Annotated in this window: 27 protein-coding genes; 14 read left to right on the forward strand and 13 right to left on the reverse strand. The window is 57.8% G+C overall.

Annotated elements, in window-relative coordinates; translation table 11 throughout:
• Positions 1-270: 270 nt before the first annotated feature.
• The 6 genes from M0R30_RS08770 to M0R30_RS08795 form a co-directional block, all read right to left on the reverse strand.
• Positions 271-1,119: a GNAT family N-acetyltransferase gene (locus M0R30_RS08770; protein WP_292545953.1), complete on the reverse strand. Its 849-nt coding sequence runs from the start codon at positions 1,117-1,119 to the stop codon at positions 271-273.
• 226 nt (positions 1,120-1,345) lie between these two features.
• Positions 1,346-2,122: a CBS domain-containing protein gene (locus M0R30_RS08775; protein WP_292545954.1), complete on the reverse strand. Its 777-nt coding sequence runs from the start codon at positions 2,120-2,122 to the stop codon at positions 1,346-1,348.
• A complete protein-coding gene (locus M0R30_RS08780; protein WP_292545956.1) occupies positions 2,119-2,958 on the reverse strand; it encodes a CBS domain-containing protein in 840 nt (279 codons plus the stop codon). The genes M0R30_RS08775 and M0R30_RS08780 overlap by 4 nt, the downstream gene beginning before the upstream one ends.
• A 5-nt stretch (positions 2,959-2,963) precedes the next feature.
• A complete protein-coding gene (locus M0R30_RS08785; RefSeq protein ID WP_292545958.1) occupies positions 2,964-3,905 on the reverse strand; it encodes a CBS domain-containing protein in 942 nt (313 codons plus the stop codon).
• A gap of 96 nt (positions 3,906-4,001) precedes the next feature.
• Positions 4,002-4,751: a CBS domain-containing protein gene (locus M0R30_RS08790; RefSeq protein ID WP_292545960.1), complete on the reverse strand. Its 750-nt coding sequence runs from the start codon at positions 4,749-4,751 to the stop codon at positions 4,002-4,004.
• Positions 4,748-5,314, reverse strand: a complete 567-nt coding sequence (locus tag M0R30_RS08795) for a CBS domain-containing protein (RefSeq protein WP_292545963.1) — start codon at positions 5,312-5,314, stop codon at positions 4,748-4,750. The genes M0R30_RS08790 and M0R30_RS08795 overlap by 4 nt, the downstream gene beginning before the upstream one ends.
• Positions 5,315-5,573: 259 nt before the next feature.
• Here M0R30_RS08795 and M0R30_RS08800 point away from each other — a divergent pair, with 259 nt between their 5' ends.
• Together M0R30_RS08800 and M0R30_RS08805 are read left to right on the forward strand one after the other, a co-directional pair.
• On the forward strand, positions 5,574-6,227 hold the full coding sequence (locus M0R30_RS08800; RefSeq protein ID WP_292545965.1) for an Era-like GTP-binding protein: 654 nt from the start codon (positions 5,574-5,576) through the stop codon (positions 6,225-6,227).
• Between the two features lie 6 nt (positions 6,228-6,233).
• Positions 6,234-6,626, forward strand: coding sequence for a Zn-ribbon domain-containing protein (locus M0R30_RS08805; protein WP_292545967.1), 393 nt, complete (start codon positions 6,234-6,236; stop codon positions 6,624-6,626).
• A gap of 45 nt (positions 6,627-6,671) precedes the next feature.
• Here M0R30_RS08805 and M0R30_RS08810 read toward each other — a convergent pair whose 3' ends face one another.
• A complete protein-coding gene (locus tag M0R30_RS08810) occupies positions 6,672-7,409 on the reverse strand; it encodes a hypothetical protein (RefSeq protein ID WP_292545969.1) in 738 nt (245 codons plus the stop codon).
• Positions 7,410-7,577: 168 nt separating this feature from the next.
• Here M0R30_RS08810 and M0R30_RS08815 point away from each other — a divergent pair, with 168 nt between their 5' ends.
• The gene (locus M0R30_RS08815; protein ID WP_292545971.1) at positions 7,578-8,186 is read left to right on the forward strand and encodes a BatD family protein; all 609 of its coding nucleotides are present in this window, start codon (positions 7,578-7,580) and stop codon (positions 8,184-8,186) included.
• A 44-nt stretch (positions 8,187-8,230) separates the two neighbouring features.
• Here the strand turns inward: M0R30_RS08815 and M0R30_RS08820 are convergent, their stop codons facing one another.
• Entirely contained in the window at positions 8,231-8,380 is a 150-nt protein-coding gene (locus M0R30_RS08820) for a hypothetical protein (protein ID WP_292545973.1), read from the reverse strand.
• A 75-nt stretch (positions 8,381-8,455) separates the two neighbouring features.
• Positions 8,456-8,794 (reverse strand): cupin domain-containing protein, encoded by a 339-nt coding sequence (locus M0R30_RS08825; protein WP_292546218.1) that lies wholly within the window; start codon positions 8,792-8,794, stop codon positions 8,456-8,458.
• 170 nt (positions 8,795-8,964) lie between these two features.
• Here M0R30_RS08825 and M0R30_RS08830 point away from each other — a divergent pair, with 170 nt between their 5' ends.
• From M0R30_RS08830 to M0R30_RS08880, 11 genes are all read left to right on the forward strand, one after another.
• Entirely contained in the window at positions 8,965-11,433 is a 2,469-nt protein-coding gene (locus M0R30_RS08830) for a CHASE4 domain-containing protein (protein ID WP_292545975.1), read from the forward strand.
• Positions 11,434-11,644: 211 nt separating this feature from the next.
• Complete coding sequence (locus M0R30_RS08835; protein ID WP_292545977.1) at positions 11,645-12,103, forward strand: 30S ribosomal protein S15; 459 nt, start codon at positions 11,645-11,647, stop codon at positions 12,101-12,103.
• Between the two features lie 21 nt (positions 12,104-12,124).
• Positions 12,125-13,360, forward strand: a complete 1,236-nt coding sequence (locus tag M0R30_RS08840; protein ID WP_292545979.1) for a DHHA1 domain-containing protein — start codon at positions 12,125-12,127, stop codon at positions 13,358-13,360.
• Entirely contained in the window at positions 13,357-13,590 is a 234-nt protein-coding gene (locus M0R30_RS08845) for a KEOPS complex subunit Pcc1 (protein WP_292545981.1), read from the forward strand. Before M0R30_RS08840 ends, M0R30_RS08845 begins: the two co-directional genes overlap by 4 nt.
• 4 nt (positions 13,591-13,594) lie before the next feature.
• A complete protein-coding gene (locus tag M0R30_RS08850) occupies positions 13,595-14,200 on the forward strand; it encodes a 30S ribosomal protein S3ae (protein WP_292545982.1) in 606 nt (201 codons plus the stop codon).
• A 363-nt stretch (positions 14,201-14,563) separates the two neighbouring features.
• On the forward strand, positions 14,564-15,985 hold the full coding sequence (locus tag M0R30_RS08855) for an MFS transporter (protein ID WP_292545985.1): 1,422 nt from the start codon (positions 14,564-14,566) through the stop codon (positions 15,983-15,985).
• Between the two features lie 523 nt (positions 15,986-16,508).
• Positions 16,509-16,784, forward strand: a complete 276-nt coding sequence (locus M0R30_RS08860; protein ID WP_292545987.1) for a hypothetical protein — start codon at positions 16,509-16,511, stop codon at positions 16,782-16,784.
• Positions 16,785-16,806: 22 nt separating this feature from the next.
• Positions 16,807-17,205 carry a putative toxin-antitoxin system toxin component, PIN family gene (locus M0R30_RS08865; RefSeq protein WP_292546220.1) on the forward strand — a complete coding sequence of 133 codons (399 nt, stop codon included), beginning with the start codon at positions 16,807-16,809 and terminating at the stop codon, positions 17,203-17,205.
• Positions 17,206-17,591: 386 nt separating this feature from the next.
• Positions 17,592-18,827, forward strand: coding sequence for a 2,3-bisphosphoglycerate-independent phosphoglycerate mutase (locus M0R30_RS08870; RefSeq protein WP_292545989.1), 1,236 nt, complete (start codon positions 17,592-17,594; stop codon positions 18,825-18,827).
• 20 nt (positions 18,828-18,847) lie between these two features.
• On the forward strand, positions 18,848-19,693 hold the full coding sequence (locus M0R30_RS08875) for a polymer-forming cytoskeletal protein (protein WP_292545990.1): 846 nt from the start codon (positions 18,848-18,850) through the stop codon (positions 19,691-19,693).
• 4 nt (positions 19,694-19,697) lie between these two features.
• On the forward strand, positions 19,698-20,534 hold the full coding sequence (locus M0R30_RS08880; protein ID WP_292545992.1) for a hypothetical protein: 837 nt from the start codon (positions 19,698-19,700) through the stop codon (positions 20,532-20,534).
• 130 nt (positions 20,535-20,664) lie between these two features.
• Here M0R30_RS08880 and M0R30_RS08885 read toward each other — a convergent pair whose 3' ends face one another.
• The 4 genes from M0R30_RS08885 to M0R30_RS08900 form a co-directional block, all read right to left on the reverse strand.
• Complete coding sequence (locus tag M0R30_RS08885) at positions 20,665-20,874, reverse strand: hypothetical protein (RefSeq protein WP_292545994.1); 210 nt, start codon at positions 20,872-20,874, stop codon at positions 20,665-20,667.
• A gap of 113 nt (positions 20,875-20,987) precedes the next feature.
• A complete protein-coding gene (locus M0R30_RS08890; RefSeq protein ID WP_292545995.1) occupies positions 20,988-23,063 on the reverse strand; it encodes a DEAD/DEAH box helicase in 2,076 nt (691 codons plus the stop codon).
• Positions 23,060-23,869, reverse strand: a complete 810-nt coding sequence (locus tag M0R30_RS08895; RefSeq protein ID WP_292545997.1) for a MarR family transcriptional regulator — start codon at positions 23,867-23,869, stop codon at positions 23,060-23,062. The genes M0R30_RS08890 and M0R30_RS08895 overlap by 4 nt, the downstream gene beginning before the upstream one ends.
• Positions 23,853-24,365 carry an ArsR family transcriptional regulator gene (locus M0R30_RS08900; RefSeq protein ID WP_292545999.1) on the reverse strand — a complete coding sequence of 171 codons (513 nt, stop codon included), beginning with the start codon at positions 24,363-24,365 and terminating at the stop codon, positions 23,853-23,855. Before M0R30_RS08900 ends, M0R30_RS08895 begins: the two co-directional genes overlap by 17 nt.
• Positions 24,366-24,367: the final 2 nt, after the last annotated feature.

Raw genomic sequence — 24,367 nt, forward strand, 5'->3', positions numbered from 1 at the left:
CCGATCCGCAGGAAACCGGAGCCCTATAGAAATCTCCGTCATAATTTTCCATTTTCACCACGCTTCATCAGGCAAGCGTCCATACAAAGTACACCGCCCGACCCCCCCTCACCCCTCTGCATTTTTCCGGAAAATACTGGCAGTTTTACGAAGTAAATGATCAGATGCCCGAGGGTCATGGGAGGGGGGTCGGTGGGGATAAATATGCAATCGCCCGCCACACGCGGTTGGTACGGCTGATCGTATAACTGATAAAAAAGAGATTCCACCTTACCCGAGCTCGAACGTAGTAACGCCAAAGATCTCGCCCAGCGGGAGCGGGACTGACTCTTTTGAGGAATAGAGCCGGGCGGTATAAAAGACGGGGTTCATCTTACGGTCCTGCACAAGAGCAACGGCATCTGTATTCGGGACCGGGATATCGAGATAGAACTGCTCGCCGGGGATCCCGGCAATGAGCCCGTCGAGGATACGTTCCGCGGTTGCCCGGTCTTTTGCAAAGAGCGGCCCGATCTTATGGCCCGTTTGGCACACCCTCCGTACTCCGTACCCTGCGATCTTCCCGTTCTCGTCCAGCTGTGCAAGCCCGTAGTGTCCCGTACGGGATATCCAGCATTGGAGGAATCGCTCCCGTCGGGCCGGAAAGTGCGCCGTGTCATAGTCAGCCAGCGCATCGAAGCCCACATTCAGGATTGGGGTGAGCCCGTCCGGCATCTTCCCCCCGCCCGTCCCTTCGTACCGTGCATTGTTATAGTGCAGGAAGAGCCCGCTGTCCTTCTGGTACTTGTCCACCATCGCGACAACGCCGTCATAGCCAACAATCCGCGAACCCGCATGGCGCAGCGCGTGACGGTAGAGCTGCATGCCGATACCGTTCGCCCGGTGGAACGGCTCAACGATGTAGAGGCCGGCAAAGGCAAACCGGTCATCGTAATTGACTATCGAAACCGTTCCCACGATCTTCCCGTCCGCTTCGGCGCAGAAGAAGCCATCCGGGTCCACAGGCTGAAAGCATTCCGCATCATGGAGGCCGGGGTTCCAGCCTTCATCTGCAGCCCACGCCATTGCCGTCCCGACTTCCTCACGGGACATGGTCCGGAACTGTACCCTATCTTCCATGGATTATCCTCACCGGGTTATTGGCACGCGATCTACATACACGTGACGGATCGGTGGAGGAGGTTCCTTCAGTACACTCAAAAGTCTGTATATCCCGTCCTCTATCAAGGATATCACTGCACCTGTGCACCGGATATAAGAGCCCGGCGGGATTCCCTGGGCGATATAAATGGTGATCCCGTCAGATGTGGAACCATAAAAAAGAGAGATGAGCTGGTCTCCCGGATCAGAGCGCGTTGACGAGCGAGCGCCGGGTGATGACACCCGTGAGTTTGCCCTTCTCCATCACCGGGACGGAACTGATGTTCTTCTTCAGCATCAGGGCAATTGCATCGGTCACGTTTGTCGTCCGCTCCACGAAGATGAGCGGGGCGCTCATGATATCCTTTACCAGCATGTTCCGTATGCGGTGGTCCTGGTGGTTGTCGCCAACCTGCTTGCGGAACTCCCGCATCGCAACCGCTACATCGGTCTCGGTGACGATCCCCATGTACTTCTCATGCTCCGTGACAACGAACCGGTGGATCTTGTCGTCCAGCATCCGGCGCCGGAGGTGGACAACGCGTTCATCCGCCTCGATCGTCAGCACCTTCTCAATCGCGCTCTCGATCCCGTCATCGGGCTGGAACGTCTTCAGCAGGTCCCCGGCGGTGACCTGCCCGATGAGTTTGTGGTCGGCATCGTACACGACCACGAGCTTGTATTTCTGGAGGAGGGGGATCAGGACGTTGATATTTTCATCGGGATAGACGCTCGTGAAGTCTTCCTCGACAACGCTCGCCACGTGGATCGCTGTCGGGGCGAGGCCGGAGTTCTGTTTGCTCCCCAGCTTCTCTGCGATCGCCTGTCGCGAGACCGTGCCGATCACGGTGTTATTATTGACTGCTATCAGGGGGTCGAGACCATCGGCAAGCATCTTATCGAGCGCTTCGGTGATCTTGGCTGATTTTGCTATGGTTGCGGGTTTTACCATTACGTCTTTGATAAAAACTTCTTTTGTCATTTCGCCACTTCCTTTATGATATCATCGCGTTTTACTATCCCTGAGATTGTGCTGTCCTCCATGACAACAAGGCTGTTGACATGGTGTTTTTCCATCAGTGCAATGGCGTCCGGGAGCAGTGTGTCCGCAGTGACCGTGATCACGGGGCTCGTCATCAGGTCTTCCGCGGCAACCGGGGGGATCACCATCAGGCCCTGCCCGCCCGGCCCGTCCGCCGTTTCCCGTCTCCGTATGGTTACATCCTTTCCAACTACACCTGAAATTTTGGGTTCGTCTTCATAGAATGCCAGGTTCGTCTCGGTGATGATACCCGCAAGGGTACCGTCATCCTCCGTCACCAGCACCTTGTCATTGCGTTCGCGCATCACGCCGACCACGTGGTCGAGCGAGTGGTAGCGGCTGACCGTTGCCACATCCTCCATCACGCCCCCGACCGGACACGACAGTGCCCGGATCAGGGCGGATTTCATCAGATCGGTCTTGGTCACGATACCGGTCATTACACCTTCATCCACTACGGGGACGCTGCTGATGTTCTTCTTAACAAACATCCGTGCGATCTCCCGTACTCCTGTGTCTGGTGCGACCATGACCGGACCTTTGGTCATGAGCGCCCCGACCGGGATCCGGTCGGGGGGGCGGCGGCGCCATGCAGGCTCTCCCTGCCGCAGCCGGTAGGCGATATCCTTTTTCGTGATGATCCCGACAAGGTTCACGCCTTCCATAACGGGCAGGCGGGATATCTTGTGCCGGACCATCAGGTTCCGGGCATGCGCCACGGTCGCATTGGGGTCGACGACAAAGAGCGGCGAGACCATCACGTCACGTGCATACACCGCGATCACCCTCCTGCAAATGCCCGCACCAGGTCGAACTCGGTGACGAGCCCGATCAGGCGTGAGCCCTCGATCACCGGCAGGGCCCCGATGTTCCGGGAGAGCATCTCCCGCGCCACTTCGTTAATGGTCTTCTCAGGAGTTGTCGTGAAGAGTTCGCCTGCGATCAGGTTCCTGACCGGCAGGCCGGTCACTTCGGCGACATTGCCGGTCGTCATGCGGGAGAAGACCTCGCGGCTCCCGAGGTACCGCATGATATCCGTTGCCGTGACGATCCCGTAGAGCACATCGTCGCTCACGACCGGCAGGCGTCGGAAACGGTGTTTCGTCATGTCCCGGGTAACGGTAGCGATCGGGCAGTCCGGTGCTGTGACGCGGAGGGACTGGCTCATCACGTCCTCGACATGCAGCGGGCTCCGTTCGGACCCGAGCACCCCGAGGAGATCGCGTTCCGTCACGATCCCCGCAAGTACTCCCTCCGTGTCGACAACCGGAAGCCCGCCGATCTTCCTGCCGACAATAACCTTAACGGCATCGCTGATCCGTGCGTCGTGGTCGAGCGTTACGAGCTGCTGCGTCATGATCGAGCGGACGCTCTCGTTGACCGCGGCGATCAGGTTGCCGTTGTGCCGGACCTGGACGAGCTGGTACTTGTCACCCCCTCCCATGAAATTGATGATATCGCCCGAGGTGACGATCCCCCGCAGTTTCCCGGTGCCGGCATCCGTTACGGGAAGCCGCCTGAAGCCGCACTCCGTCATCCGCCCCACGGCCGCCATGATGCTCTGCGTCGGCGGGACGGATATGACATCGCGGGTGGCGATCGCCATGATCTCTCCTTCCTGTTCCGAGATGTGGGACTTGAACTCTACCGGCCCACGGTCCTGTTTTCCCTGCATCTTGAGGAGCCGGTCGCCCTGTTTGACGCTCCGGCCATTCTTTTGCATTATTACCTCCGATAAATCAGGTATCACTCGTGTCCCGGGGCATTTTAGCCCGGGTATATTCAGACATCCACGGGTATCGTGTTCGTATCGTGTCGTTCAGGCAAGTGCCGCAAGGACATCGTGGCGGTTGATAACCCCGACCAAGTGTTCCCCGTCGGTGACCGGCAGGAGGCTGACGTCATGTTTTACGATCAGTTCGGCCGCGGCACGGACCGGCTCATCGGGCGCGATCGTGACAACATCGCGGGTCATCACGTCCCCGATAGCCGCACCGCTGTGTTGCGCAATTGCCGACCTCACCCGTTTGTGACTGATGAGGTCGCGCCGGGAGATGATCCCGACAAGCCGTTTCTTCTCCACCACCGGAAACGCCGAGAATCCGCTGTCGATGATCAGTGTGTACACCTTCTGGAGCTCGTCAGCCGGGTTTGCAGAGACCACCTTTCCCGACATGCACCGGGAAACGGGGCCGTGCAGCTCGTTCCGGGATATGATGACCGGAAAGAGGTCGGCAAGGAGGATCCCGCCGACCACGTGCGTCTTCTCATCTACCACGGCTGCACTATCCGTATGGTACTGCCTCATCGTTCTTGCCACATTCTCAATCGAATCATGGGGACTTATCATGGGCGCGTCCCGGACAAACCCGTCAATAGTCACGTTCGACTTGGTTGCGGTCACCCGCAGCCCGTCCGTGATGTCAATATAGCCGAGGAGCGTCTTTTTCGCATCCACGACATAGACTTCACGGAACCGGTCATCTCGCAAGATCTGCCGTGCCCTGGTTATCTGGTCGTCTGGTTTCAGCACAGGGATCTCAACGATGAAATCCTGTGCTGTCCTCATCTGATATGGTCCTCCTCACGACAGGACGGGCAGAGCAACACGCTGTCCACCCGCTTAAGATCATCAGACATCTGGCTGCAGCGGTCGCATACGCCCTGCTCGACGATTTCCTCGCGGTTGATCTCGATGAGGTCCGTAAGGAGTTCGTTGAGCTCGTTGGAGACGGTAAGGAGGTCCCGCACGGTCACGATGCCGATGACTTTCTTGGTTTCATCGACGACCGGCAGCCTCCGTACTTTATGCTTCACCATCATCCTGGCAGCGTCCACTACCGTCTTATCCGCACTCACCGTAATGAGTGGCGTGCTCATGATATCGCTCACATGGATCGTACTCGGCTTGAGATCCTTTGCCACCACCTTGCAGGCAAGGTCTTCCTCGGTCACGATGCCGATGGGCTTCGTGTTCTTGAGGATGATGACGCTCCCGACCTCCTCGCTGCACATGGTTCTTGCTGCTTTCGCCGCGGTCGCCTCAATGCCGATCATGATCGGGTTCTTCGCCATCACTTCCCTGATTGGGACACGGGTCTCGAACCGGATTGCGTTGTTTGTCTTTTTCATGAGTCACCTCCTTGAAGTGCTTGTGCTGATGATTACAATTAGCATACTCCCTTCCCCTTGTATAAATACAATGTGGCCGAGACATTCCTCAATGCGGGACAGTAATATCCGGGCAACGGGCACGCCGGTATTTTGAGCAGGAGGAGGGTCAGGGATAAGAAACATAATAAACTGCGTATTCTATACATTACTAAGACATTATGGTGAATCCTGTGTACCCGGTATACCGGAATACATTGCTTTCCCATCGAGGTGGATAGTGAAGATATTTTATCAGACCTTTGGGACGGTTAAGAAGAAATTTTCCAATTTACTGAACCAGTTTTTCAAGAAGAAACGGACCCGCATCGGCATTTATGGTCCCCCGAATGCCGGCAAGACGACGCTCGCGAACCGGATCGCACGCGACTGGACCGGGGACGCGGTCGGCCCGGTGAGCGAGATCCCGCACGAGACCCGCAGGGCACGCCGGAAAGAGGACATCATCATTTCCGGTGCAAACGGCAATACGGTAACAATGGACATCGTGGATACCCCGGGAGTCACCACCAAGATCGATTACCACGAGTTCCTCGAGTTCGGGATGGAGAAGGACGAGGCGATCATCCGGGCACGCGAGGCAACGGAGGGTGTTGCCGAGGCAATGCACTGGCTCCGCGAGGATATCGACGGGGTCATCTACATGCTCGACTCCACGACCGACCCGTTCATGCAGGTCAATATCATGATGATCGGGATCATCGAGGCCCGGAACCTGCCGGTGATCATCGTGGCGAACAAGATCGATCTCCCGGACGCGGCACCGGCACGGATCCGGAGCGCGTTTCCCCAGCACCCGGTGGTCTCGATATCGGGCCTCCAGGGCAGGAATGTCGAAGACCTCTACGAGACGATGCTCGAATACTTCGGGTGAACAGCAATGCCGCACAAGTGCACGAAATGCGGGCGGGAATATAAGGACGGGTCTACCGAGATCCTGAAAGGGTGCGAGAGCTGCGGCGGGAAGAAGTTCCTCTACGTCAAGGAGGCGGAGCTCAACAGGGATGTGCTCGAAGAGAAGTCGATGGACGAAATTGCTGATGAGAGCAATGAGGAGGTCCTTCTTGTCGTCGAGCCGGAAAAGAAGCAGGTCGAGATGTACGACCGGGTGGAGACGATCCGGATCGTTGCACCCGGATCCTACGAGCTCAACCTGGAGAAGATGGCCCAGACCGACGAGCGGGTCGTGAGCGTGGGCAAGGAAGGCTCGTATATCATTGACCTGATGTCGATGGCAAAGGAAGAACCGAAGAAGAAGCACCGGAAGAAGTAAGGGTGCTGTAAGTATTCTTTCCCAAATAACCCTTTTTTATCGTTCCTATCTCGTTGCCAGCTCGTCGCGGACCCCCTCGTACGGTGCCGGCAGGTCCAGCTTCCGGAAGAACGCATCAGTGAAGATAACGCTGTTCACGATCGCCCATTCCGCACAGCCGTGACCAAGGCATTTGTCCGGGAAAAACGGGCGGTTCGTTTCCGCAAGCGGGTTCGTGGCAAACTTCTTCCGGAGGATCTTTTCAAACTTACCTGTGGTCGTCTCACCACTCTGACCAGGAGCCCCCCCGTCATTGATCACCACCCATTCCCGCCGGTAGTGCATGAGATGGTTGCGGATCTCGACCAGCGATCTGACATTGTCATAGGCCAGGTCGCCCTCTTCGAACGGTGCCCGTCCGGCAATGATGAGAATCTTCTGGTACTTGCCGATCAGCGGTGACCGGTCAAAGTTCTTCTCATTGTTCCACCCGTCCCGGATCGTGGCCATGAGCTGCTCGTGCTGCTCATCAGGAGAGAGATAGGCATTGTCTGCCACGTCCGCGTAGAGCTCGTTGATCGTACATTCGAGAAATGCAACGGAGGAGAGCACGGAATTGAGGATGAAGGCCTCATGCCGGAGAAGGTCGTCCTGCGCGAGGGGGGCAAGGCGCCCGGCCTGCTCGATCCCGTACCCGAGCCGGCAGAGGAGAGCCGCGGACTGGATGTACCGGACCGAGAAGCAGTCACGGAACCTGATTGCCGATTCCTCACTCTCCATCTCAAGAGGGATCTTGTCTATCACGTACCAGCATATTTTCCTGCAAGGGTAAAAAGGGTGAGGAATACAGTAAAGGGATTGATTCAAGTATATAACCGGACCGACTGAATAGTTTTGATTGTAAATGGTCCGGAATTAAATCGGAACACTTATGCTGCCTGATATAAAACCGTATCCAATATGAATATTTTTATGAAGAAAATACTATTTCCCATTCTCCTTGTGATCATGCTTGTCTCTACAATTCTCGTTGCAGGATGCACCAGTGAACAACAGACGGCCATACCGGCCACAACCCTTCCCGTAACATCACCCCTCCAAGAGATATCGACCCCCGGTGCAGTGGATACCAAAGACACGAGCATCGTCCGGATCACCGAAACAGCATCACCCCTTCCGGTCACAACCCTCACCGTAACACAAACCGTCCAGCCGGTATCGACATCCGAGGGAAATGAGGGAAAAGATACCGGTATTATCTGGATCACCAAGACCGTCTCAACCACCCGGACAAGTGTCGGGGAAAATGTGGTCGTTAACGTTACCCTCAAAAATGATACGAAAGACACGGTCGCCGATGTAAAGTTTGATGATCCGGCTCATCCATCAGGTCTGACCGGCTCCACGGCCACGGGAACGCTCACTGAACTTGGCCCGGACGCTCCCTTCATCACGACCTACCAGATTACCGCAGATAAACCGGGGAAATATACCCTTGGTGCAATAACCGCAACGTTCACCGGTGCCGATGGTAACACCGGCAAGGTCACCTCAGATGCGGTAACCATCACCGTGGTATAACCCTCACTCTTTTTTCATCGATCAGACACAGATTATTTCAGATTTCACCGCAGGTTCATGGCCGTAACCCGCGCCGAGCTGACGATCTCGATATCCGGCAGATGCCGGCGCACCGCTTCGATTTCATCGTAGCGGGTGAGAACATCGATGATGCCCGATGCCTTCGGGTAGCGTTTACAGTGTTTTGTCTCCATTCGGGTCGATCCTGTCCGGTATGAACCGTTCCGGCATGGAACCCTTTACTCATGCAAGTATCGGAACCGGGGGGCTCAGAGCAGTTTCGTCTCTTCGGTCGGTTTGGGGACCTTGACGACGAGTACACGGAACACGGCTCCTGACTCATTGGACCACTTGTGGGGGATCCGTGCGGGGCTCTCGACCAGCTGATCTTTTGTCACCGTTGCCTTCTCGTCCCCGATCTCGACAATCCCCGTGCCTTCAAGCACGTAGAAGAAGACATCGACCGGCGTGATATGCTTCTTTAACGATTCGCCGGGCGCGAGCGTGATGACAACTGCCATCGCGTGGGGAGACTCATAGATCTTCCGTGCGTCCACATGGTGCGGGTTGGGGCCCGACACAACCTTTGCAACATCCGTGATCTTCATCATGTTCCTCCGGTATGATACGGGATTATCCATTTTGTACGGGAAGAGGTTTGCGGATCAGGCCATACGGGCTTTCCGGAATAATGACCTGCACACCGGCAGGGGAATGTATATACCTTTATTCGGATTCACACTAATCAGGATGTACTGACAGGGAGTGCATACCCGAAATGGACCTCAGGACAAAACTGCTGCTCGGCATCGGGATCGCACTCCTCGCATCATTCTCGCTGGTCGCTCTTTTCTCTGCCATCTCCATGCAGGACAGTTACCGGGCACTGGAAAACGTGGACATGGAGAAGTCGGTCACAACCACGATGAGCACACTTGAGACCGATATGGAAAACACATATTCCACGGCACGGGACTACTCCGCGTGGAACGCTACCTACCGGTACGCAAAGGGTGAGAACCCGGACTGGATCCGCGAGAATATGGGCCCGGATTTCTTTTCCCGGTTCTCCATGGACCAGGTCCTCATCTTCAACCGCACCGGCAGTCTCATCTTCTCGATGCAGTTCAATGACAGCGCCCTCCAGGTCGAACCGGCACCGGGCATCCTTATCAACGATGTTGAACGGTTCAACATGGCGCTGAACGCGATCAGGTCGGAGACCGGGAGCTACGGCATACTGGAGTCTTCCACCGGACCTGTCCTTATCTCGTCCCATCCCATCCTCACTGATGATTATAATGGCCCGGCCGCAGGGAGCTTCCACCTTGCCCGCCAGGTCGATGCCGGGTATCTCGCGGACCTCTCAACCCGCACCGGGCATACCATCTCAATTCTCCCCGCCGCAGAAGTGTTTGGCAATGCGTCCCTTGCCGGCGTTGCATCACAGTTCTTATCGGGAAAAACCGTTGCCGTCCAGCCCGGAAACCAGGATACAGTCTCCGGCTACATACCGCTCAAAGATCAGCAGTCCCCTGCGGATTATTACCTTGTCGTGACCGAACCACGGACAGTCTACAACACAGGGATGGCAGGTATTGTCACGTTCCTCTCGAGCCTTGCCGTTGCCGGGATCTTCCTCATCCTCTTTGTCCTGCTCTTCGTAGACCGGATCCTGCTCTCCCGGCTCAATACCCTCATCAGGACACTGAAAGTGAGACAGGCAGCGGGGAACATTCCCTCAGCAGCAGCACCGGACGGCGGGGATGAACTCACCCGGCTCGCCGTGACGATCGATCCGGTCTTTGCCAAACTCGCGGAGTCACGGGAACAACTGGCCGAAAGTGAAGAACGGTACCGCACGCTCGCCGAATCGGCCCGCGACCTCATCTTCATCATCGACAAGGACGACACGGTCGTGTATGTCAACACCTTCGCTGCACAGTCCATCGGGCGGCCGCGGGAAGAGATCATCGGGAAGCCCCGTTCAGCCCTGTTCGGGGGAGAAGCAGGGAAGCACCAGCGGAAGTCGATTGAGACGGTCCTCTCAAAAGGCCAGCCGGTCAAGATCGAGAGCACCCTGCCGCTCCCGACCGGCGATATCTGGCAGGACACGCTCCTCGTCCCGATCCGGGACAGGGACGGCACCATCACCGGGGTCATGGGGATCTCACGGGATATCACGAAACGCAAGAGGGCGGAGGAGGCGGTACAGGCATCGAACAAGCGGTTCAGGACCGTGATGAACAGCCTCGATGCACTGGTGTATGTCGCCGACATGAAGACATACGAGATCCTGTTCATGAACCAGCGGGGCCAGCGGATCTGGGGGGGTATTGCCAGAAAGACATGCTGGGAGACGATCCAGTCGGGGCAGACCGGGCCCTGCCCATTCTGCACCAACGACAGGCTGGTGGATGCGGACGGGAAACCCACGGGGGTCCTGGTCTGGGAACTCCGGAACGCGGTGAACGGGCGGTGGTATGAGTGCCGGGATAGTGCAATCGAGTGGACGGACGGCAGGCTCGTGCGCCTCGAGATCGCAACGGATATCACCGAACGCAAGAGGGCGGAGGAGGCACTCTCCAGCGTGAACAAGAAGCTCAACCTGCTCTCGAGCATCACCCGCCACGATATCCTCAACCAGCTCACGGCGCTTGCCTCCTATCTCGACCTTTCCCTCGATTATGCCGATAATGATACCGTCAGGGATTTCATTATCAAGGAGCAGCAGATTGCAGCAATCATCGACCGTGAGATTAATTTCACGAGGGATTACCAGGACCTGGGCGTAACAGCACCGGTCTGGCACAACCTGGCAGGAACGATCACGCTTGCCACACGCTCGCTTATCCTGGACAACGTAAAAGTATCCGTCGGTTTTTCAGATATCGAAGTATTTGCAGACCCCCTCCTTGAGAAAGTCTTCTTCAACCTCATCGACAACGCGATCAGGTATGGCGGGGAGACGTTGTCAGCAGTCACCTTCACATCACGGGATACGGATCAGGGGCTTGTTATCTCCTGCGAGGACGATGGCGCAGGGGTCCCGGACGGAGAGAAGCTCCATATCTTCGAGAGAGGTTTCGGGCACCACACCGGGCTCGGGCTCTTCCTCTCGCGGGAGATCCTGGGGATCACCGGTATTACAATCGCCGAGACCGGGACATCCGGGCACGGGGCACGGTTCGAGATCATGGTGCCAAAGGGGATGTACCGGTTCACGGAGCCGGACCATACAGGATGATCCGGCCGCATACGCTGTATACCTCCCGTATTACGGTACCCTTTATTACCCCTCCCCGCCAATAGTAGGATTAGCACTTTTACTGTGCTGACAGATGTAAGTCCGACGTGCGACACCGCACTGCCTGAACATGGCTTTGGGATTACAGAGAGTCAGTAGCCAATACTGCACTTTTCTGGACTTACGTTTCGTCTGATTAGGAGGCTACACCATGGCACGAATGCATGCCCGAAGAAGAGGCAAGTCATGCTCAGTCCGCCCCTACCGGAAACAGGCACCCGCGTGGTCGAACACCGACCCCGCAGCGATCACCAAGATCATCCTGGAACTCCGTAAGGACGGCGCATCGAGCGCAAAGATTGGACTGGTCCTGCGGGACCGGTATGGAGTACCCGACGTTAAGCTTGCCACCGGCAAGCGCATCGGGACCATCCTGAGAGAGAACAAGGTCGCAACCGAGATCCCCGAGGACCTCCGTGACCTGATGACCAAGGCTCTTGGCCTCAGGAAGCACCTTTCCGAGAACAAGAAGGACCTGCATAACAAGCGCCAGCTCCAGCTGGTCGAGTCCAAGATCCGCCGGCTCGTACGGTATTACACGGGAAGCAAGAGGCTGCCCGCGGGCTGGGTCTACAAGCCGGAGAACGCTGAGATCCTCCTCTCCAGGTAAGTTATCAGGAAATTGTCCACCATGTCCCCGTCGCTTGAATCCGCAGCAGAGACCGTTGCAGCACAGATCCGCAGGCAGGAGTTTGTCGAGGTGCTCGCGCACCACGACGCAGACGGCATCGCAGCCGCTTCTATCCTCTGCCATGCGATGCTCCGTGCCGGCATACGGTTCCGGCTCCGGGTGCGACAGGACGTGAACGCATCGGATCTTTCCGGTGAAGGTGCATACCTCCTCTGCGATATCGGTGCCGGCATGGCCGATCTCCCGAAGACGACGATGGTGGTGGACCACCACATCCCGCTCTTTACGGGGGAGTTCCACGTAAACCCGCGCCTTGCCGGCATTGACGGCGACCGCGAGCTCTCCGCAGCAGGCACCGCGTATTTCGTTGCCCTGAAAATGGGCGACAACCGCGACCTCGCCGGCCTTGTCATCCCCGGCATCATCGGGGACGGCCAGGAGATGGTCGGGAAGAACCTCGAGATCTTCAACGAGGCCGTGGCAAACGGTGTCATCGTGCCGGACCGGGGTTTGAAGCTCCCCGGCCGGGACATGACCGAGCGGTGGTACACGACAACGAACCCGTACCTTGCGAACATCAGCGGCAACGAGCAGATCGTGACGGACTTCGTGGAGCAGGCAAAAGACCCGTCTTCACCCAACAAGCCCCTCATGCTCGATGTCCTGATTTCCAGGGTGGTGCTCGAAGCGGCACCCCAGGCAACCCTTGCCGGCCTGCAGGGCATGTACGGCGACACCTGCCACCTCCAGCGCGAGGTGATTGAGGACGCCCATGCCCTCGCTGCGGTGATCGATGCCTGCGGCAAGACCGGGAACGGCGACATCGGCGCAACGCTCTGCCTCCGCTCCTCGCACGACATCGACCGTGCGTGGGAGATTGCACGGCAGCACCGCGTCCGGGTGATCGAGGCGGTCAAATCCGCCCGCCCGCAGGAGGGGGTTACCGGCGTATACGAAGTGAAGGACGCAACCGTCTCAAGCGACGTTGCCGACATCCTCTGCCGGGACCTCCCCGCGAGCGGCCCGGTCCTCGTGTACGCGAAAAGTGGCAGCATGTGCCGGATCTCCGCACGGAACCCCGCAGGATGCACGGCGGATCTCGGGCCAAAGGTCCGGGAGCTTGCCACAGCCTGCGGCGGGAACGGCGGGGGGCACACCCTCAGGGCAGGGGCAACGATCCCCTGCGACCAGATCGGGAGCTTTGCAAAAGGCTGGCAGGAGGCGCTTGCCGCATGATGCAGATCGCGGGTACCATCACGACCCACCACGCGGATGCCGCATGTGTTGCTGCAGCGCTCTCACCCGACAACCTCCGCAGCATGGAGACGCGGGCAGATGGCGACCGGGTGGTCACAACGATTACCGGCACGCAAGCCCGGTCCGTTATCGCATCAGTGGACGATTATCTGATGAACCTGGCAGTGGCGGAGGACGCATGTTCTCTGCACAGGAAATCCAACAGGTGATATTATGGCAAAGAAGAAACAGGTAGGAAGAAGAGTTGAAGGCTGGAAGGCCAAGAGCTGGTTCAAGGTGCACGTCCCCGACAACCTCGGCAAGGCGTACATCGGTGACACCATTGCAAACGATGCTGAGAGCGTTGTCGGCCGCATCATGACCGCAACGCTCGGCGAGATCACGAACGATTACGCCAAGCAGTACATGAAGATGAGCTTTAAGATCGCAACCGTTACCGGTGACTCGGCATACACCGAGTTCGTTGGCCACGAAGTGACCCGCGACTACCTCCGCTCGCTCGTCAAGCGCCGGAGCTCCCGCATCGACACCATCGTCCCGGTCGTAACCAAGGACGGCAAGAAGGTCCGCCTCACGGTCTGCACGTACACGTTCGCCCGTGCCAACATCTCCCAGGAGCACGCGATCCGGAACGCAATCATGCAGGGCGTTGCCGCACAGGCAGGCGCATGGGACTTAACCACGCTCCTCAACGGGATCGTCTCGGGCGAGATCTCCCGCGATCTCTTCAAGGCAGTCAAGACCATCTACCCCACCCGCCGGGTAGAGATCACCAAGTCCAAAGTCGAACCTGTCGCAGCAAAGGTCGACACATCATAATTTTTTTTCTCCGAGTGGTTCATCGGAACAACGAGGACGAGAAGAACACGTAAGTGTTCTTCGAGTTCCAACGGGTTCGAAGAGCCTGCGGTTCTTCTCTTTCTCGACATTCAAAGAACTCTGATGAATTCTTCTCATCCTTGTAGTTCAGAAGAACTATTCGGATTCTGATGAAGGTCTCGCATTCGCCAGAACCACTCCAACTTCATGATTTTCGAAGTCGAAGAACGCGATGCGTTCGATCGAAGAACAACGTTCTTCTTCTGTCTCAAATCTGATGGTTTTCGACATTCTCCTCTCTCACCCTCCCTTGCGGGAGGGTTCGAGAATCTTAATGAAATTTTACCTCCTATACTGTACCCCATGTCCTCCGTCATCACCGATCCAGTCCGGCAGAAACTCCTGCTGGGAGCAGTAGCGCTCGGCGTGGTGATGGACGGAATTGACGGCTCGATCGTGAACGTGGCGCTCCCGACCATGGCCACGTATTTCGATACGGATACCGGGACGATCGCATGGGTGATCATCACCTACCTGCTGATGATGGCGGGGCTCCTGCTGGTCTTCGGGAAACTCGCGGACCGGGGACTGGCAAAGAGACTGTTCCTGCTGGGGTTTGTGATCTTCACCCTCGGTTCTGTTGCCTGTGGGATCGCCCCCACGCTTGACATCCTGCTCGCGGCACGGCTCGTGCAGGGAGCCGGGGCTGCCATGATCGCAGCCGTTGCCCCGCTGCTCTGTATCCGGTACCTCCCGAAAGAGATGCTCGGCACAGCCCTTGGTGTTATCGCTGCGACCGCCTCCCTCGGGTTTGCAGCAGGGCCGGCAATCGGCGGTATCCTCACCCAGTACCTCTCATGGCACTGGATCTTCCTGGTCAATATTCCGATCGGTATACTGGGGATACTCTTTGCAGCCAGGGTAATCCCGGGCGATGAACCGGAAGACCGCCCGGCATCGTTCGATTACCCGGGCGCCGTCACGCTCTTTGGTGCCATGGTCTTCTGTACCTTTGTGCTGGAGGAGGTTGCAGCCCGGGGTGTAACGGATCCGGTAATCCTTGCCGGTAGTGCACTCTGCCTGCTGTGCTCGGGACTGTTTGGTATCCGGGAGCTCACGACCCCGGAGCCGTTTGTGAATATAAGGATCTTCTCGAAGTGGCGGTTCACCGCGGTCACCATCGCATACCTGCTGGTCAATGTCATTTTCATGGGAGTCCTGTACCTCCTCCCATTTTATCTCACGCTGGAGATGCACTTCGATCTTACGACAAGCGGCCTGTATCTCCTGATCCCGCCGGCGGTGATCGCCATTATCAGCGTCCCGTTCGGGAAGTGGTCGGACAGGAGCGGCCGCCGGGCGTTTGCCGTTGCCTCCTGCGGATTTGTCGTCCTCTACAGTGCCGTCTTCGTGTTTCTCTCTCCCGGGTCCGGCATTGTGCCCCTGCTTACCGGGCTTGTCCTGATGGGGGTGGCATTCGGGATCGCTGCCGGGCCGGCCTCGAGCAGGATCATCGAGAGCACGCCGCCGGGCGAGCAGGGGACGGGCTCATCGCTGATGGTGACCACCATCTATTTCGGCGGCGTGCTCGGGACGGCAATCTATGCGATGCTCTTCACCTTCGCAACCGCGAATGCCAGCGGGATTGTTTCCTTCACGGATCTCGATCCCGTAACATTCCTGTCCGGGTTTCATATCACGATGGTAGCAGGCCTCGTGCTCTCAGTCATCTCACTGGTGCTCTCGGCAATTGTGCCGGATGAGCGGACGCAGGCCGGTAACTGAGGTCCTGATCGCGGTGAAAAAATTTAAACGCGATCGGAAGTGCGATGAAAAATTTTTCATCGCGATCGCAGGGTGTCGGTTCGTCAACCGCGGCACGGTTAATTATCCGCGTCGCGGTTGTACAACTTACAGCAAATCATTTTCTCCGGCGTGGGTGCCGGGACCGATCGAGCAGACCCTGGCTGAAATTTTTTGAGCGGGGGGTGAGGGGGTGGTTGAAAATTTTTTGTCGCGATCGTGATCGCGATCGAAATGCGATGACTTTACACGAACGGCCCAGTGATTCCACGTTCCTGAATTTGTCCTGTCTGAGTGGCCCTCCCGGATTTTCCCGGTCACCCGCCCCGCACTTGTGCCACCAGAGTCGAAGAGCCGATGGCTCTTCTCCAGCCTGCCCTTGCTGAAGCAACGGCAGTCTTCCCCCGAGACGATGCGATAGTGCCGGACAGGTACTACGGCATGATCGTAACCCTTATGCACCCATAATGCATGATATAATGCAGGACATTTGAGGGGCCATACCATGAAATTTATTTCAAGCCGCGAGATCCGTTCAAACCCGGCCCGTCTCTGGGAACTGCCGGCAAACGATGACGCTGTGATCACCGTGAACGGGAAACCACGGGCGATCGTTGTTGCCGTGGGAGAAAATCTTGAAGAGACGCTCGGTTCCCTGCGGAGAGCAAAGGCTGCAACCGCACTTGAGAAGATCCGTATGGCAGCCCGGGGCCAGGGGCTCGACAACCTGCCGGAGAAAGAGATAGACGCGGAGATCCGCAAGGTACGTACGGGGCGGTAACACGGGAGTACCGCAGATCGTCCTGGATACCAACGTGCTGGTATCGGGTCTGCTCTCAAGCCGCGGGGCTCCTGCCGGCGTCCTCAACCTCGTTATCAATAGCAGCGTGATCCTCGTGCTCGACACACGGATCTTCGATGAGTATGCCGATGTGCTGCGGCGGAAGAAGTTCGCTTTCCCGGAAGATGCTGTCCAGGAAATCCTCATGTTTATCCAGCGGGAGGGCATATTCGTCCCGCCCCTCCCGGTCGCGTGCACGGTCCCGGATCCCGGCGATCTCCCGTTCATTGAAGTCTCGCTCCACTCGCAGGTACCCGTCGTGACCGGCAATACCCGGCATTTCCAGGGATCGGGGGCTGAGGTCATGACACCGGCGGAGTTCATTGAGAGGTACCGGGAAGGAATGTTACTGTCGGGATGATTGGGTAACCATCATTTCTTTCGGGTTTCAAAACAGTCCCGTACATTTGTATACCCGGATCCCTGTACAGGATATGCAGGTTTTTTGTGGCGATGCCTCACGCGGAAAACGCCTCGCCGGGTTTTGCGCTACGCAGTACGTTGTCCGGGAAAATTTCCGAGAACCCTTCTGGCTGAATATCGCAACCGGGGGATGCCCTAGCGACTGCGGATCTGGGAGAGTCGAAGAACCCTGTGGGTTCTTCTCCTGTCTCGGGTCAGATGACCCTCAACACCCCCGAGAGCGTCTGCATATTCATTTTTTCAGATTCCCCCGCTATTGTCCTGATATGTAACCCATCCCAACCACATCTCTAATTACCCCTCCCACCCAACCATTCCATACGAATGACCGCAAGCAAAATCCTCTTCATCGTCCTTGACGGGATCTCGGACCGTCCCTGCCCGGCGCTCCGGGGCGGAACGCCGCTCTCCGCGGCAAGAAAACCTGTCCTGGACAAGCTCGCTGCCGAAGGGATCTGCGGGATCATGGACACCATTGCACCCGGTGTCCGCCCGGGATCCGATACAGCCCACCTTGCCCTGCTTGGCTACGACCCGTACACGTATTACACGGGTCGCGGCCCGCTCGAATGTGTTGGCACCGGTATCGATATGAAAGCGGGGATGATCGGGTTCCGCTGCAACTATGCAACAATATCCCCGCAGGGACTGGTCACCGACCGCCGGGCAGGACGGATCCATGACACTGCTGCACTCAGTAAAGCGATACAGGACGGGGTCGACCTCTCGAAGTTCGGGGTTGAGTTCGTTTTCCGCTCGGGTGCAGGGCATCGCGCTGCGCTTGCACTCAAAGGTGAGGGGCTGAGCCACTGTGTCTCCTCGAACGACCCGAAGAAGGAGGGCGTTGCGCCCCTTACGATAAAGGCACTTAAGGAGGGGGCAAAGGAAGACAAGACCGCTGCGGCCTGCAACGAGTTCGTGAAGCAGTCCACGAAGATCCTCTTCAACCATGGTACCAACAAGGAACGGGTAAAACAGGGGCTCGCCCCGGCCAATGTCGTCCTGATGCGGGGCGCCGGGGAGATGGGGGACTTTGAGCCCTTCCAGAAGAAGTACGACATGTCGGGATCGGTCATCGCGGCGGCAAGCCTCATCACCGGGATCGGTAAAGCAGTCGGCCTCCCGCATGTCGAGGTACCGGGCATCACCGGCTCGCAGAACAGCAACATTGCCGGTAAAGTCTCTGCAGCGATAAACGAACTGAAGACCAAAGATTTCGTCCTGGTGAACATCAAGGGCGCCGACGAGTCCGGCCACGACGGCCTTGCCGAACAGAAGAAGGCCTTCATCGAGAAGATCGATCCGCTCCTCGAACCCCTGCTGGGATTACAGGATACCCTCATCATCATCACCGGTGACCACTCGACTCCCGCATGCATCAAGGACCATTCCGCAGACCCGGTCCCGGTCCTGATCCGGGGCGAGGGGGTGCGGGTGGACGACGTGGTGCGCTACGATGAATTCACGTGTGCAAAGGGCGGGCTCAACCGGATCCGTGGAGTCGACCTCCTGCCGATCGCCCTCGACCTGATCAACAAATCCCACAAGTTCGGGGCCTGAACGGCACTACCAGGTGATGCATGAAAGAACGAACCGTGAAAGACTGGCATAACCACTGCCTGCTCCCTGACGGGACAGAACTCCAGGAACACAGCATCAAGACCGACCGGAACATCGTGATCGGCGAGTTCTGCCAGATCGATTACGGGCTCCGGGGCAACAACGTCTTCGTGGGCGAGTCCTCGAAGATCCGCGAGTATGTCTGGGCAAACGGCGACACCCGGATCGGGAACTGGTCCGTGATCGGCGGCGATGTGGTTGCAAAAGAGGACGCCTATATCGGGGAGGGCGTGACGATCAACGGGAAACTCTCGGTAGCGGGGACGCTCGATATCGGCGAGAAAGTCGAGATCAAAGATGGCTTTGAGGCAAAGGGCAACATCGAGATCCGGAACCCGATGCCGGTCTTCATGTTTATCATCATCTACTTAATGACCCTCCTCCATATCGAGAACGAGAAGGAGCTCGACCGGATCCTTGACGACCTCTTCTCTGAAGAAGAGGAGAAGATGGAGATCCCGCTCATGATCCCCGCCCGCTCGAAACTGAACATGAAGCTCTTCGCGGTCCCCTCCACGATGAAGATCGGGAAGGGCTGCCGGCTGCACGGGAATATCCGGGCAGGATCCATCGATGTCCAGCAGAATACGGTGATCTTCGGGAGCCTCCGTGCGAAGAACCGGATCACGGTGGTCGAAGGCGTCACGGTCCACGGGAACGTGGAGAGCGGCTCGACGGTCTACGTGAGGAAAGGTGCCCATATCCTCGGCGATGTAAAGGCGAAGTCGATCGTTCTCCACGAAGAAGCAAAGGTGGACGGGACGATCGAGGCACCGCACGGCCTGCGGATTGAACGGGGGAACTGATCCGATGAAAGCCGCAGAGATCCTTGGCGTTGATGAGATCGTGTTTGTCGAACCTCAGTTCTCGGTGCTCCCGGATCCCCGGTATAACGACACGCTGACACTTGCAGGGGGAGAAGAGGGTCGGCTTCTGCTGGACGAAACAGAAGACCCGATTGCCCTTGCCTTTAAGAACGGCGACTGTTGGGTCACCGGATCGTTCCTCAACAGGAACCCTACGGCAATCCTCATCGAGAAGTTCGAGAACCTCAATGGGGAAATCTACCAGGAGGACCGGGCAAACTGGGCAGCCGCAGTCCGGGAATATTACAGTCTTGCACTGAAAGCGGAGGTCGCGCCTTCCATCGAGGACCTCAACCCCACGCGGAGGGGCATCCTCACGGCACTCATCAGGGGGTTCTGGAAACCCGGGACGGGCGAGACCTGCGTCGACGCCTGCTGCGGGTCCGGTGTCGGTTCGCTCGTCCTCCGGGACCTCGGGTTCTCCCCCCTCTCGTATGACAATGACGAGGCGCTCCTCTCCCTCGGTCTCTCGACCGGGAGGCTGCTGCCGGAAGAGACCATGTGGATCGATGCTATGAAGACATCCGCGTATATTGAACCCGTCCAAAAAGGCATCGGGATCATGCTGGGCGAGATCAACAGTTTCTCGCAGGATATGTGGGAGCAGATCATACGCGAGCTCTTCGCGGTATCCCGCGAGACGCTCATTACCGTCGGGACGGAGCCGGAGGCCCGGCTCATCAAAAGCTGGGGAGAGGAACTTGGGAGAGATGTGGACATAACCGAGAACCCGGCCGACCCGATCTATGATCTGTGGGTGTGCCGGTCAACGGCAAAATAAGATCCGTATTCTCTTTATCTGAACCTATCAGGCACACAGGATTTTTTCCTGGTAGCGCACGATCTCATCAGGTATATTCCCATGAGCACCGTAAAAGACCTGACAGGGATGCTACAAAAAGAGAGAGTAATTATTCCTCTTCCGGTGGCTTCACCCGTTTCAGCCGCTCACGGACTGCGGTGCCGTTGACGGGATGCGTTTCGAACGATGGGGTACAGGACCGGATCCCCCGCTCCGTGGCAAACATCACATCCCCTTTGAGGTTGTCCGGAGTCAGGGTGCGGGTAAGGTACCTGATGTCCTTCTTTATCTGGAGTTCCTGCTCCTCTGGAATGCCCATAGTCATGCATTGACTGGCACCAAATATAAAATATTGGATCAAAAAAATCGCGATTAAAACAGCCGGATTTCCCGTTTAATACAAAATCTGGCGTATTTTTACAATTATCCGCTCTACCGGCGTTTACGTCCGGACCGGGCCTTCTCCTTCTGTTTTTTAGGGTCCGGTTTCTTCTCCGTGTGTACGTCCTCGCTCTCCAGTTCTGCGATGATCTCCACGGGATCCTTCATTGTCTTTGTCAGCCGGATGATTTCCAGCAGCCGCTCCATGCCGATGAAGTGCTCCGCCATGACGCGGGCAAGCGGGGTCATGACAAGCCTCGTTCCATGTTTTTCCACGAGTTTGTTGGCGATAAGGTCCGGCAGTACCGGTTCCATGCTCCCGACCATCATCGTATTAATGCGGTTGAGATCCGCTTCCTCACCACCGCAGGCAATGGCGTTTGCCACGTACTCCTCCGAGCTCTGCTCGAAGTCGTGTTCGGGTGCCACTTCCTCCATCTCGCCCTTGAGGAGCCGTATTGCCACTTCTTCTTCCGTGAAAGGGTTCTCCCGCGAGTAACTGCCGCCGGGTTCTGCAAGGATCACAACGCGGCCGAGGTCATGGAAGTCCGGCCGGCCGGCCCGGCCCGCCATCTGGTTGAACTCCTGGACCGAGAGCCAGTCCCTGCCCATCGCTAGGGCATCGAAGATCACCTGCGAGGCCGGGAAGTCGACCCCGGCACCGAGTGCTGCCGTGGTGACGACTGCCATCAGTTTGCCGTTCAGGAACCGGCTCTCGACGTCCCGTCGCTCCACCGAACTGAGCCCTGCATGGTAGGCGGCGGCACGGATGCCCAGGGCATCGGCGATCGTATGGCACCGGGCCCGGGCATTAGTGAAGATGATCGTCTGGCCGCGGAATCCCTTCGAAGACGTCCGCTTATACTCGTCGGTCGTCATCTGCTTGATGGTCGGGATCTTCTGTTTTCGTTCCACGAAGAGAAGGTAGCGTTCGAGCCCGACCGGGCGTTCGGAGTACACGACCAGCGTGCAGTTGAGTTTCTTTGCCAGCACCTTCGGCGACCCGATCGTGGCCGAGAGGTAGAGGAACTGCGCCTGCGGGGCGAGGTACTTCAGCCTCGCGATCATACCGTCGAGACGGTGGCCCCGCTCCTTGTCCTCGAGCATCTGGACCTCATCGATCACGACCGTGGCAATATTCTGCATCCTCTGGCCGCGCCGGATCATATTGTCCACACCTTCGTACGTACCGACGATGATCGGGGCCTGGGGGTTCCGGTCCCCGACCTTCCGGGTCTCGGGCAGGTTCAGCCGGCTCACACCGGTCAGGAGCCCGGTCTTTGCAAATTTCGCGTACCGTTCCGTGAACCGTTCGTACTTCTGGTTCGCGAGCGCCACGAGCGGGACAAGAAAGAGCGTCCGTCCCCGGCCTTCGAGATAGTTCTTCATCCCCGCCATCTCGCCGATAAAGGTCTTACCGCTTGCGGTTGCCGCAACAACCAGCAGGCCCTTACCGTAGAGCAGCCCCGCCTCCACCGCGAGCTGCTGGGCGGGCATCAGTTGTTTCACGCCGCTCGCATCGATGAACTGCCGGGGGAGCGGGAGCTCATCGAGCGGGGCCGTTGTCATCACCGGGTGCGCCTCGAGCTTGTCGAACAGGGCGGCCCCCATGGTTATCTTGTCGGGGTTGAGAGTGGCGAGCACCCGGTCGAGGTTCCGGAACTGGATGAGCAGCTGCTCGAGATGGGCAATCCCGTCTCTCCCGAGCCGCCCGATATGCGAGACCTCCCTGCGCAGCTCACGCCGCCCACAGTCAAGGCATATGTGCTCGTTCTTGCCGAACTGGACCGTGTTGTTCGTATCGAGAGGCGTGAACTTCTCGTCGAGGAGGCACATACGGCAGGCATTGACGGTGCCAGAGGTCACCTGGAAATCCGACAGGAATGTCTCGAACGGGTGGTCCCGCTTCGTCAGCCGGACATCAGACTCGCGGAGGTTCGCTACCAGGTCCTTTGAGGGAGTGTGCCGGTACTCCTTCTTCTGTCCCCACTTCACCCGGTACTTGGTTGGCCGGGGGCCGCGGGGCGTGTCCTGGAGCTCGACATACCCGGCACCGCGCACGTTCCTGCCATCGTAAAAAAGAAGTTTGTAACTCCCCCCTTTCTGGGGCTGGACAATGATCTTCATGGGGCGATCAGGTCGTGGATTACGTATGCGAGCTCCACGCTCTCCAGGCGTTTTAAGAAATCCGTGAACTCCTCGTCCACGACAACGATTGCGCAGTCAATCCCGTGGAACGCGGCTTCGATTACGCCTTCGCGTGCACCGAAGAACATGTCGGGCTTCCGGCCCGCGGCCTTTAATGCGATATAGGCTTCAAGCCCGACCGCACCGACAATGCCGGCCTTTCGCGTGACTTCCAGCAGCTTGTCCCTGCGCACCTTGCGCGAGCCGCCGTGCTGTATGCGCGGGACCTTGCAGACATGGACCACGCCCTCGTGGTGCACGATGATCCCGTTCAGTTTCGCGATCCCGACGTCTTCGTCTTTCTTTGCATCCGCGACCGCCGTACCGGTCGCAGCCGACGCTTTCTTCGCTGCGTAGAGGAAGCCGTCCTTCATGTACACGCCAACCTCGTCACCGGTCTTCAGGTTCTCAGCTGCAATCGCTGTCCAGACCGAGACCTGCTGGATGATGTCGCGCCGTATGTGCCGGGCGTACGATTCGAGCGACTCGGCATTGGCAAGTACCCATTCGATCCCGGACTTCGTTACCTCGTAATTGCCGCGCCCGCTCGCCGAGACCATGCCCTCGTCAACAAGTTCACGGATGTACTCGGAGATCGCCTGCGGGGTGACGCCGAGTTTCTCGGCAATCTCCTGCTGGCGGACCGCCGGCTGGTGCTCGGCAATCTCGACGAGGATCTGGAGGCGCGAGACCTCGCGCTTGCTCCGCAGGATAGAATAGAGGGGGTCCTTAACGCCCTGTGTCAAGCAGCACCAGTCCCTGTCCCTTCACATCCATGTGGGTGATCCGTTTCGCCAGGCCCTTGATGAAGACCGGGCTGACATTGAATTTCCGGGAAAGGTCGTTGATGGAACTGTTGCCCCTGGTGAGTTCCCCTTCGATCTGCTCCACCACTTCCCGCAGGTTCTCGTCATTCGAGAGCGAGATATAGAGGATGTCGGAGAGGTCGGAGAGATTGCACTGGAAGTTTGCCCGGAACTTGTTGTAGGTGGCCCGGAACTCCTTCTCGGGCTTTGCCCCCGGCTTTGGCATCCGCCACTGCTCCTCGACAAGGTTGCCCTTCTTGAGGATCTGGAGACAGAGCGGCACGGAATCGTTATCGATATGCCCCCGTATCTCTTTCTCGGTGAGCCACGACTTGTTCAGGAGTTCGTAGACCTTCTTGAATGATGGGTCGTTGAATGTCATCAGGAGAGGGACCAGCTCTACAGGATCGTTTACAATGCGAATATGGCCCGGCACGG

It is taken from the genome of Methanoregula sp., from assembly GCF_023227875.1.
GTDB lineage: Archaea > Halobacteriota > Methanomicrobia > Methanomicrobiales > Methanospirillaceae > Methanoregula.